This is a genomic window from Acinetobacter sp. YH01009 (genome assembly GCF_013420765.1).
GTDB classification, from domain to species: domain Bacteria; phylum Pseudomonadota; class Gammaproteobacteria; order Pseudomonadales; family Moraxellaceae; genus Acinetobacter; species Acinetobacter amyesii.
Genome location: NZ_VOYE01000002.1, coordinates 229973 through 242458 on the forward strand (window position 1 = coordinate 229973; position 12486 = coordinate 242458).

8 protein-coding genes and 1 pseudogene are annotated in these 12486 nt (G+C 42.5%); 1 reads left to right on the forward strand and 8 read right to left on the reverse strand.

Features of this window, described 5'->3' with window-relative positions; genetic code table 11:
• Positions 1-29 precede the first annotated feature (29 nt).
• From FTT76_RS03905 to FTT76_RS17805, 8 genes and pseudogenes are all read right to left on the reverse strand, one after another.
• Entirely contained in the window at positions 30-887 is an 858-nt protein-coding gene (locus FTT76_RS03905) for an alpha/beta fold hydrolase (RefSeq protein WP_180021149.1), read from the reverse strand.
• A 294-nt stretch (positions 888-1181) separates the two neighbouring features.
• Positions 1182-2450 carry an OprD family outer membrane porin gene (locus FTT76_RS03910; RefSeq protein ID WP_180065708.1) on the reverse strand — a complete coding sequence of 423 codons (1269 nt, stop codon included), beginning with the start codon at positions 2448-2450 and terminating at the stop codon, positions 1182-1184.
• Positions 2451-2996: 546 nt separating this feature from the next.
• Complete coding sequence (gene dmpG / locus FTT76_RS03915) at positions 2997-4016, reverse strand: 4-hydroxy-2-oxovalerate aldolase (RefSeq protein ID WP_180109046.1); 1020 nt, start codon at positions 4014-4016, stop codon at positions 2997-2999.
• A gap of 11 nt (positions 4017-4027) precedes the next feature.
• Positions 4028-4924, reverse strand: coding sequence for an acetaldehyde dehydrogenase (acetylating) (locus tag FTT76_RS03920; RefSeq protein ID WP_180066245.1), 897 nt, complete (start codon positions 4922-4924; stop codon positions 4028-4030).
• Between the two features lie 36 nt (positions 4925-4960).
• Positions 4961-5758: a 2-keto-4-pentenoate hydratase gene (gene mhpD / locus FTT76_RS03925; protein WP_078189749.1), complete on the reverse strand. Its 798-nt coding sequence runs from the start codon at positions 5756-5758 to the stop codon at positions 4961-4963.
• Positions 5759-6451: 693 nt separating this feature from the next.
• Positions 6452-7120, reverse strand: a complete 669-nt coding sequence (locus tag FTT76_RS03930) for an HAD-IA family hydrolase (protein ID WP_180190070.1) — start codon at positions 7118-7120, stop codon at positions 6452-6454.
• Between the two features lie 151 nt (positions 7121-7271).
• Positions 7272-8243 carry an RluA family pseudouridine synthase gene (locus FTT76_RS03935; RefSeq protein ID WP_078189751.1) on the reverse strand — a complete coding sequence of 324 codons (972 nt, stop codon included), beginning with the start codon at positions 8241-8243 and terminating at the stop codon, positions 7272-7274.
• 55 nt (positions 8244-8298) lie between these two features.
• Positions 8299-8607, reverse strand: a pseudogene (locus FTT76_RS17805) (hypothetical protein).
• Between the two features lie 394 nt (positions 8608-9001).
• On the opposite strand from FTT76_RS17805, the gene FTT76_RS03940 reads away from it, so the two are divergent.
• Positions 9002-12430: an Rne/Rng family ribonuclease gene (locus FTT76_RS03940; RefSeq protein WP_180190071.1), complete on the forward strand. Its 3429-nt coding sequence runs from the start codon at positions 9002-9004 to the stop codon at positions 12428-12430.
• Positions 12431-12486: the final 56 nt, after the last annotated feature.

Genomic DNA, 12486 nt, shown 5'->3' on the forward strand with positions numbered 1-12486 from the left:
TCCCTTTTTGCATTAACTCGGCTGCTCGATTAAACACCGCGTGCAGTTAAATAATCTTTAATAACCGTGTTAAATTCTTCAGCTTTTTCAACTTGTGACCAATGACCACATTGGCTAAAGATATGCGCATCAGCATGAGGAACGGTATTCAAAATATCCCACGTACGAGATACAGGAATCACCACGTCTTGTACACCGTGAATCAACAATACTGGCACAGTAATGTCTTTCATTTTTTCAAAATCTAATGGGAATTCGAAACGGTCACGGTCACGTGCGCCAACAACATCCATCAAACGATTTGATGCATAGTCATTTGCAGCAGATGCAAAACGTACTTTTACCAATTCGTCTGTGATCAAGTCTTTGTTTACAACAAACATAGACAAGGTTTTCTTGATGCCTTCTTCGGTTAATACAGGGTTTGCATGTGCTTTAAGTGCTGCAGTTTGTTTAGCACCGCCTGTACCCATAGAAACGATACCCAATACACGTTCTGGATAGTCCAAAGCCATTTGGAATGCTAACCAGCCACCGAGTGAGTTACCCACTAACCAAGTTTTTTCAATACCTAGGGCATCTAACGTACGTACAGCGTGATCAACCCAAGCACGGATACCATAAGCAGTATTCGGTGCAACAACAGTTTGACCATAACCAATCGTATCGATAGCGATACAACGTGCTTGTTCACCAATTTGTGGAAGGTTTAACCACCAGTTTGCAGCAGCAGATACACCTGTACCTGAACCGTGTAAAAATAGAATTGGTGTGCCTTCACCCACTTCGTGGTAATGCGTTAATTCGCCTTCAGCAGTTTCAATCCATTTATCTTCTAAACCAAAGAATGAATCAGTTGTATAGTCAGGAATCTGAACAGTGCTCATACATGCTCCTCGTATTGCGTAGAGCTTATGTTTCAATCCATAACGGATTTAAACACAAGGGGGACTCTTTTGGATTTTGTGGTTTTTACAGTCTCATATTACCTGTTCAGCCACTGCTAACTGATACATATTTACGATCATAAACAACAAATAGACTATAATTTAAGTTATTGTTTTTTAAATATATAACTCAAAAATATATCCATAAAATCTTTGAGGTATTTCTTTTTTAAATAACCCAGCAAATAAAAAGGGAAGCAATGAATCCACTTCCCTCTTTTTTATCCTGAGAAATTAGAACTTATAGGTATAAGTTGTCGCGACACGGTACTCTTGCAAGTCAGATTTGTAATCGAAATCGGCATCGATATACATTGCCTGGAAGCCTAAGCCCTTCAACTTACCTTCAGGCACGGTGTAGTTCACGATTAAGTTAAGCTCATCAGATTTTTGATCTTTAAGACCAGCAATTTCTGCATCTGAACCTGTGAAATACACAGCAGTTGTATTTAAGCCTTTCACACCCATTTCTGAGAAATCATAGCCATAAGTAAAGCCCCATGATTTTTCATTTTTTGCAGTAAATGTTGCTATACCCCAGTTGACTAAGTACGGCTGCGGCACCCATCCACCCAGTGTTGGGAATGCATTATCACCAAACATTTGTTGATAACCCAAACCAAAGGTATGCGAACCGTAATTCACTTTCGCACCAACCGATAACGCTTGGTTATCAATTTCGCCATACAGTTTGTCACCCGAATCCGAGTTATCGAAGTAACGGATATGGCTATCCAGTTTGGCTTTGTCACCTAACTTAGTTTTATAGTTCGCGCCGACATATTGCTGTGTGTAAATGTCTTGAACATCGGCATACCAATAGCTACCACCAATTTCAGGTGTAAATTGATGGTCAATACCCGCAATATACATACCATCAGAAGTTGGCCCAAGATCATAATGACCTATGGTGCCATCTGGTAATCTTTTACCTGGAGAGAACATTGATAAATCACGGAATTGGTTGTCATAACGGTTATTGATCCCGTCAATGTATGCCAAAGTTAACTTAGTATCTTTAATCTCTTTCGATTCTAACCATGCACCGCTATAAGTCGTCATTAACTGACGTGATGGATCGAAAACCAACACTGGAGACACTGGTAATAACTCACCCACTTTCAACTCAGTTTCAGATACTTTGGCTTTAAGGGTCACGCCCACTTTACCAAAGTTATCTTTTGATTCTTTACCATCGTGCGGCAAGATCCAGTCTGGGTTTTTATCACGTGCATTAAGTTTAAATGCATGTTGAACCAAAAGGTCAGCACCCACTTGAATACCTGCACCAATATCTTGATACCCTGACTTGGCATCCAAAGTCACACCCTGTGACCATGAACCCCAGTTACCCGCCGGATTTTCTTTAATTTGACGGTCTAAGTAGAAGTTTTTAAATTTCAATTGTACTTGGCTGTCGTCAACAAAGTCCGCATAAGTTGCAGATGTTCCTAATGTTGCTGTCGCAGCAAGAATTGCTATCCATAAATTTTGACGACGCATGGCTTATTCCCAGTGATCAAATTAAGCTATGACATCATCATGCTCAACAATACCTTGGAAAAAAATCCGACTACAGTATTAAGGTTTATCAGGCTTTTGTACGACTTGAACTTTGGAAGCTATTTCTGCTTATTTTCCTTAGAGATTAAAACAATAACTCTTTTTTATCATTTAGAACAACTGATTAAATTAACCCCATGTTTTATTAACATAAAATTTAAAGTTTTTTATTTTTTGCAATTACATGCGCTGTATTAATTGCTTTTAAGTTTAAACAAAGTTTTTTACTGAGATTTATCCTTATTTGAGTTATAAAATTTAGCTATGACATGATATTTAATTTATATAATCATCAACAACTTAAAGTTAAATTTTACTACTATGGCTGCTCGAAATCAGCCATTGGTTCGCAGAACTTTTCTTATTTCAATCCGCTTTCCATGCCTCAAATCAATCTCAACGTAATCTCAAGCCCATCTCAAACCAAAACAGCTACTTCAGACATAAAAAAAGCGCCCATTTCGGGCGCTTTTTTTTTAAAGCAAATTAAGCATTGGCTTCTTTTGCTTTAGACATGGTCAATGCTAGGTCTTCGATCATATCTTCCTGACCACCAACCGTACCACGACGACCCAATTCCATGAGGATTTCACGAGCAGATACGCCGTATTTCGCTTCAGCACGTTTTGCGAACAATAGGAATGAAGAATACACACCAGCATAACCTAGAGTTGCTGCATCACGGTCAGCACGGATCGGTTGATGCATCATTGGTACAACCAATTCTTCAGCAACGTCCTGAACTTTGAACAAGTCTACGCCAGTGTCCATACCCATACGGTTCGCCACTGCAACAAATAGTTCTAGTGGTGTATTACCTGCGCCTGCACCTAGACCCGCAGATGCCAAGTCGACACGGATCGCACCCGCTTCAACAGCCGCAACAGAGTTTGCCACGCCCATACCTAAGTTATGGTGACCATGGAAACCGAGTTCAATCTCTGAACCCAAGTTTGCACGTAAGATACCTACACGGTCAGTCACATCTTGAGGAAGCATGTAACCTGCAGAGTCTGTTACATAAATACAGTTTGCACCGTAAGACACCATTTTTTGTGCTTCTTCAAGTAATTTTTCAGGTGTTGCCATGTGCGCCATCATCAGGAAGCCCACAGTGTCCATACCCAGTTTACGAGCAGCAGTAATGTGCTGTTCAGAAACGTCTGCTTCAGTAGAGTGAGTCGCTACACGAATAGTTGCTACACCTACATCATGTGCCATTTTCAGGTGATCAACCGTACCGATACCAGGAAGTAAAAGTGCAGATACTTTCGCTTGTTTCAGGTTTGGAATCACCGCTTTCAGGTATTCTTCATCAGTTGCAGCTGCGAAACCGTAGTTCACAGAGTTACCGCCAAGGCCGTCACCGTGTGTTACTTCAATCAGCGGTACACCGGCATCATCCAGAGCAGTTGCAATCGCAACCATTTGCTCAGGTGTAGTTTGATGGCGCATGGGATGCATACCATCACGTAAAGTCATATCATTAATAATAATCTTAGACATGAAGGTGCTCCTTAAGCTTCAACTGCATTTAAAACACGTTCTGCGAACATTTCTGCGGTACGTGCAGCTGCTGCAGTCATAATGTCGAGGTTACCTGCATATTTCGGCAGGAAGTCACCCAGACCTTCAACTTCAAGGAAGATCGATACGCGGTTGCCATCAAATACTGGACCATTCACCAGTTTGTAACCTGGTACGTATTTTTGAACTTCTTTGATCATCGCATGTACAGATTCAGTGATCGCTGCCTGATCTGGCTCACCTTCTACTAGACAGTGAACAGTATCACGCATCATCAGTGGTGGCTCAGCCGGGTTAATGATGATGATCGCTTTACCTTGTTTCGCACCACCGACTTTCTCAATTGCACCAGCAGTAGTACGTGTGAATTCGTCGATGTTTTTACGTGTACCCGGACCCACAGATTTTGTTGAAACTGTTGCAATGATTTCGCCATAGTTCACAGGCTGAACGCGAGAAATCGCTGCAACCATAGGAATCGTTGCCTGACCGCCACAAGTTACCATATTGACGTTTGGCACTTCACCTTGTTCAAGCAATGCTTCAAGGTTGACAGGTGGTACGCAGTAAGGACCAATTGCAGCAGGTGTTAAGTCAATCATTAACACGCCAAGTTCATTTAATTTGCGGCTGTTTTCAGCATGAACATAGGCAGAAGTTGCATCAAATGCGATTTTGATTTCGTCTTCAATTACGTGTGGAAGTAAACCATCTACGCCTTCAGCAGTGGTTTTTAAACCCATTTTAGCAGCGCGAGCCAAACCTTCAGACGTCGGGTCAATACCAACCATCCATACTGGTTCTAAAAATTCGCTGCGTTGAAGTTTGTAAAGCAAGTCAGTACCAATGTTCCCTGGACCGATCAATGCACATTTAATCTTTTTCATGAATGTGTACTCTTAAAAATTCCGTAAAACCCAAGCTTATTTCGCTGCAAATGCTGCAGTCACAGAACCAAAGCCTTCAATTTCAACTTTGAATTCATCACCAGGATTTGCCACAACCATTGGGCCTAAGGCACCGGTCAATACGATGTCACCTGCAAGCAATGGACGACCACGACGAACCATTTCGTCAGCCAACCACACTGCTGCATTTAATGGGTTAGAAAGACACGCTTTACCCACACCTTGTGAAACCACTTCTTCACCACGAGTCATGACCATTTTGCAATTTACAAGGTCAAGATCTGCAAGTTTTACAGGCTTAGAACCCAGTACAAAACCTGCTGAAGATGCGTTATCTGCCACAGTATCAATCAACGAGATTTTCCAGTTTTCAATACGGCTATCGACCACTTCAATTGCAGGCAGTGCATATTCTGTTGCACTAATAATGTCTGCATAGGTGTGTTTTTCTTTGGTCAAATCTTGGTTAATCACCAAAGCAATTTCTGCTTCAACTTTTGGCTGAATCAATAAACCAGCAGGGATTTCTTCACCATCGCCATACGCCATGTCAGCAAACAACATACCGAAGTCAGGTTGATCAACGCCTAACTGCGCTTGTACAACTTTTGAAGTTAAGCCAATTTTACGACCTACAAGGCGACGACCTTCTGCCACCGCACGTTTGGTATTCACTTCTTGAACGGCATAAGCAATATCTACATCAGCACTTTCACCACCAAGTTGTGGACGGATCGGTGCAATCGCAGCCTGATTTACTTCCGCATCGCGTAATGCTTGCGCAACTGATTCAACAACAGCAGAATTCGACATCAATGTTTCCTTAAACTGCAAAAATTGGATGCACAACGTGTTTCATCCCGATCACCATCAAAATCAAAGTGATGAAAGTCATGTCAGGATTCGCCTAAAGCATTTCACTTGACATACTACACGTTATGTTTAGATGCATTTAGCATCGAGATTTTAGAAAGTGAATACCAATACTTATTTTATTTATGACTATAGCTATTAGCTATAAATTAATCATTATTTATTATTAATATTCAAAAACTTAAGTCAAAATAATTAAATAAAATTCACTATTTTTTTCGTCCTTAAATCTGAATCTCGACCAAAAAACTTGGCTTATACGACTAAAAGATAAGATTGAAAGATTATTTTAGCGTCAGCCTAATACCCGAATAACAATGTTCAATTATGATAAATTAAGTACGCCACTTTCTTCAAATAAAAATAATTCAATAAATAACAACAAGATAAATCATAAAATTCAAACAAAACCCTATCCTGGCTTGTGCTAAAAAAGCAAATAGTCGCGCCAAACTACACAGATAAATCAGCTTGAGGACCGCTTGTTATTGTTAAAAAATCTAGTGTTATCAGTTTTTTAAAATAATTCAGTTCAATACTTCTCAAAAGAGATGAATGATGTATTACCCCCTATGATTGGCAATAAAAAAGGTGAAAACCAGTTTCACCCTTTTTACTCGTTTGTATCTAAAACTATACAGCTAGACGTAATTTCACGTGTTCTAGTAGAAATTCAGTCAAATCACCTACGCTATGTGCAATACGTAAGGGTTGAAAACACTGGAGTGTTTCTACAGTATGCACTCCATAGCTCACGCCTACACGTGGCATCTGAATATTGAGGGCCATTTCTAAATCATACGACGTATCACCAACCATAATGGCTTGATCGGCACGTAGTCCTGTTTCCGCCAAAATTTCTGCCAACATCAACGGATCTGGCTTAGATTTGGTTTCACTGGCTGCACGTGTCGCACAAAATAGCTCATGACTTTGCGTTTGAGCCAAGACACGGTCTAGACCTTTACGACTTTTTCCTGTTGCAACAGCCAATTGTAGACCGGCATCGCGTAATTCCTGCAACATATCCGCGACACCATCAAACCACATATCCCCTTTGGAATGGGCCACATAGTGATCGGCATAACTTTGCAAAATGTCGCTGTGCAATTCAGGAACCGTCGGAAATAACCGCTGTGCGACTTCCGGCAGACCTAAACCAATAATACTTTTCGCATCAGCATCGGTCAGCGGCTGTGAATATTGATCTGCTGCAAATTTTAAACTCGCTACAATTTGACCCACAGAATCAAATAAAGTGCCATCCCAATCGAAAATGACTAGTTTTACAGCTGAGTTCATACGTTTTCCTAGATTTGATTCAGTGTTTGGTAATTCAGATTCTGGAGTGCATCAATTTATTTACCTCACCCCGGCCCTCTCCTTAAAGGAGAGGGAGAAAGAAAACTTACGAAGCAGTCCTGCTCAGGGAGAGAAGTCTCGTATTTAAAACTTACTCGTCATCTTCTGAAGACTTCACCACTTTGTCGGCTTTTTGCGCGCGTAGCTGCGCCACAAGGCTTTGCATATCTTCTGGCAATGGCGCTTCAATGGTTTGGTAACCCGGAATTTCTAAACGCATAGCATGCAGACATAAACGACGTGGCTTTGGACCACGGTATTCAGTTTCATGACCGTATTTTTCATCGCCCACCAATGGATGACCAATACTTAAACCATGTACACGGATCTGATGGGTACGGCCCGAAAGTGGAGACGCATACACCAAGGTGGCATGCATAAAACGTTCTTTCACGTTCCACAGCGTCTTCGACTCTTTACCTTCTTTAGGTGATACACGAACACGACGCTCGCCATTTGCCAGTTCGTAACGATGCAAAGGCTGATCAATGAGCTGCTTATCCAAACTCACCACGCCTTTCACCACAGCAGCATAAGTTTTTTGGATTTTGTGCTCACGTAACATGTCTTGCAGGCTTTTTAACACACTACGTTTTTTCGAAATCATCACCAAACCAGAAGTGTCGCGGTCAATTCGGTGAATCAGCTCAAGGTATTTCTTCCCTGTAGCGGCACGTAAGCCTTCGATCAAGCCATACGCCACACCACTACCGCCGTGAACAGCAATACCAGAAGGTTTGTTTACCACCATTAAGCCTTCATCTTCGTACACCACACGGCTCAGTAAACTTTGTGCCACTTTGTCCGATACGGGAACCGCAGACTCATCTTTTTGCTCATAACGAATTGGAGCAACTCGAACTTGGTCACCAATATTGAGTTTGGTTTCCGCTTTGACGCGTTTTTTATTGACGCGAACTTGGCTTTCACGAATCAGACGATAAATGCGACTTTTAGGCACACCTTTCAGACGACTAAACAGGAAATTATCAATACGTTGACCCGCCTGATGCTCGTCCACTTCAAACCAGGTGACGCTTTGCCATTCTTGCGTAGAATTCATACAGTTACTGTGACCTAAAAAAATACTAAAATTGATTAAAAATTGATCATTTAAGCTATACTTTTCGCAAGAAACATAAGCTTAGCCCATAGGCAGATGATGCAAGGTTTGATATAGTCAGCGCACGGAAACCACCGTAACTGAGTAAAAGTTGATTCATTTCAGTATTTACTGTCATTGAACTTTCAAGCAATTACTCATTTAGCTCGGAAAGGTCCCAAAAGAATTATGCCGACGCCGAAGGCTTATTATATCGGCAAAACTGCAAACTGTTGCGTTTAATTGTGCCGTAGGTACATAAAACAGTTTGCCCCAAAAAAATATGTGCCAACCAAGGTTGGTTTTTAAACGTAAACTGATACACATCAGACCAGTCGCTCCCTGGAAATCGTGTTCAGGCCACAACGTTTGATGCATTGGATCTGCACAGTTTGTAAAGGTACGATGATAATTCCGTATCAAGACGCTCTATCAGATATGAATGGATGCTCTTCGAGCAATGTGACAGTGAAAGTTACTCACATCCAATGCACCGTTTGTCCGCCAGTGAAACGCGTTCAGGTGACTTTAATCGTTTAAAAGATTGAAGCCGTATTGCCATCATCAATACGTGAATCAAAAACCGTTGCCCACCCAAAGAAGGTCGGTACACATGCACAGATGATGTTTTTCGATCTGTGCAACTTGATCCATGCTATCTGATGCTCGCTACGAGTCAGGCGATGTTCTTCTGTGTATCACTATTAGGTGTTACACCCATGAAACGTATGTTGATTAATGCAACACATGCCGAAGAAATTCGCGTTGCACTTGTCACTGGTCAGCGTCTTTACGATTTTGACTTAGAGAATCGTACCCGTGAACAAAAAAAATCGAATATCTATAAAGGTCATGTGACCCGCGTAGAACCTTCATTAGAAGCTGTATTTGTTGAATACGGTGCAGGTCGTCAAGGCTTCTTGTCGATGCGCGAAATTGCCAATTCTTATTACAAAGCAGATCCTCGCCAAACTTCAAACATCCGCGAATTGATCACTGAAGGCACTGAACTTTTGGTTCAAGTGGAAAAAGAAGAACGTGGTAATAAAGGTGCTGCCCTTTCTACATTTATCTCACTTGCTGGTCGTTATTTGGTATTGATGCCAAACAACCCGAAAGGTGGCGGTATTAGCCGTCAAATTTCAGGTTCAGTTCGTGAAGAATTGAAAGAAATGTTGGCGTCTTTAAATGTCCCTCGTGGCATGAGCGTAATTGTACGTACTGCAGGTATTGGTCGTTCTCAAGAAGAACTGCAACTTGACCTGCAACACTTGCTTGACCTTTGGGCACAAATCCAAAGCACATCAAGTTCAGGTCCATCACCAATGTTGGTTCACCAAGAAGCCGGTGTGGTTACACGTGCGATTCGTGACTATTTACGTGATGATGTTGCTGAAATTCTGATTGACTCTGAGCAAGCGTATAACGAAGCATATAACTTTGTTAAAGCTGTGATGCCACGTCAAATCGACAAATTAAAAACTTATACTTTAAATGAACCGTTATTTGCTCATTTTGGTATCGAAAGTCAAATCCAAACGGCCTATGAGCGTGAAGTAAAACTTCCTTCTGGTGGTTCAATTGTGATTGACCAAACTGAAGCATTGGTTTCAATTGATATTAACTCTGCAAAATCAACACGTGGTAGCGACGTAGAAGATACAGCGCTAAATACCAATCTTGAAGCAGCAGAAGAAATTGCTCGCCAATTACGTTTACGTGATATCGGTGGTTTGGTTGTGATCGACTTCATCGACATGACCAAAGACCGTAACCAACGTATGGTTGAAGCTAAACTTCGTGAAGCAACACAAAGTGACCGTGCGCGTATCCAATTCGGTCAATTGTCACGCTTTGGTTTGATGGAAATGAGCCGTCAACGCTTACGTCCATCGCTTGAAGAAGCCACTGGTTATGTATGCCCACGCTGTCATGGTACAGGTATGGTACGTGACCTACGCTCTTTATCACTTTCGATTATGCGTAAAGTGGAAGAGATTGCGCTACGCGAACGTCATGGTGAAGTTCAAGTTGAAGTGCCTGTTGAAATTGCTGCATTCTTATTGAATGAAAAGCGTCACAGCCTTGTATATCTTGAGCAAACTTCAAATGTTCGTGTGACTGTACTTCCACACCCTCACCTAGAAACACCACATTACGAAATTTCGTATAACCCTGAAGGTTTTGCACCGACAAGTTATGAACGCACTGAAGCAACACGTTCTAGCGAAAAAGAATTGGGTTACGAAGCATCTGAGTGGCACTTAGGTGAAGAACAGGCCGCTGCTGCTCAGCAACAAGCACCTGTACAACAACAAGAAAAAGGCCACAAAAAGAATAAGCAACAACCCGTTGCTGCTCAACAAGCACCAGCACAAGTTGCCGCTCCTGCAGCATCATCTAGTCCATGTGCATGGTTAGAAAACTTATTTGTTCAAAAACAAGCTGCAACCGTTGACCAGTCGCGTACTGCAAACAATGCCGCTGCTGCAATTGAACAAATGGTAAATAGCGGTGCTGCAAGCCGTGGCCAGTTTGGTCAAATTACCCCTGCATCGGCAGCGCCTGTTATTGTCGTAGACAATAATGCTTACCTTGCGCCTTCTTCTGTTGTGCACAAACAAGAACGTGACAGCCATTCAGAAAAAGCTGAACGTGAAGAAAAACGTCACAATAAAAAGCGTACTAAGCATAAAGAACCACGTGAACAAGAAGCTCAACCGCATCAAGTTCATGAAGAAGTGTTACAACCTTCACGTCAAGACCGTCAAGAACAGCGTAATAACGAAGCACGTCAAAACGAACGCCAAGAGCAACGTTCTGAACGTCAAGAACCGCGCCAAGACAACCGTCAAGACCAACGTGAAAACCGTCGTAACTCACGCCGTCAACACAACAACGAACAAGTGCAGCAAGATGTTCAAAACAATGAACAACCGCAGTCTGTTCCGCGTCGCGACCGCAACAACCAACAACGTCCAAATCGCCCAAATCGCCACCGCGATCAAAGCGTATTGAACGAGCAAGCGATTGCTCAGGAAGTTGCAGCTGAGCAACAACCTGAAAACCGCAATCAACGTCAACCTAAAGTTGAAGTTGTTGATGCACCACGTCAAGACGTGATGCCAACAGCACTTGTGGTGAATGTTGATCAAGCTCAAAGCGAAATCGTAGCACTAAATACTGCCCCAGCAGTTGAAAAACCTGTAGAAACCCCAGTAGTCCAAAAAGCCGCTGTCGTTGAAGCAGAAAAAGTGGAAAAACTTGCGACTGAAACAAAAGAAGTAGGATATAAACCACAGCATGCGCAGCAAAAACCGTCTCGTGCAAGCAATGACCCACGTCAACGCCGCCGCGAACAACGTGCAGCTCGCGCTCAACAAGCACAGGCTCCGAAAATTTCGCCATCTCAAGTGCCGACACTGGGTCAATACACTGTAAGCAGCTTGATTAAGCATGTATACGGTGAAGACTGCTCAGTACTGATTGAGCAATTTGGCTTAATTCCAACATTCAACCGTGCATTGCAAAAATTCACGGAAGAATATGCCGCGACTTTGTCTGCACCTGCAGCTGAAGCAGCTGTAGAGAAAAAGCCTGTCACTCGTGATGTTCAAGTTACAAAAGCTGCACCTGAAGCTGAACCAGCGCCAATGTTGGATTTAACACCACCAAAGCCTGTGTCAGATAAGCGTGTTGCTAATGACCCACGTGAGCGTCGTCGCCTTGCTAAACTTGCCGCTGAACAAGCGAAACAAGACCAAGCAAAAGCACATGCTGAGATGGAAGCTACGCCTGTCGCAGACACTGCTATTGAGGCGCCTGTAGTTGCAGAAGCTAAAGCTGCTACAGTTGAAGCCAATGTATCCGACGTTGCAGTTCAAACTGAAGCACCTGTGCCCGCTCAAGCTGAAGTACCGACACCCGTTCAAGCTGAACTGGATGTGAGTGCGCAGCCTGAAAAGACGGAAGAAGTGTCTGAAGCTCCTACTCAACCAGTAGAAGAAAAAGCTCAAGCCGTTGAAGCGGAAAAGAAAGTTGAGGTTCCTGTAGACGAAAACTCGGCCGCTGAAGGTGAAAAACCTGCACGCCCTCGTCGTCCTCGCGGTCGTCCACCGAAAAAAGCAAACACCGCAACTGAGCAGTAATTTGCTATTTTGCAGGTGAATAAAAAAATCCAGTCATTTCGGTGACTGGTTTTTTT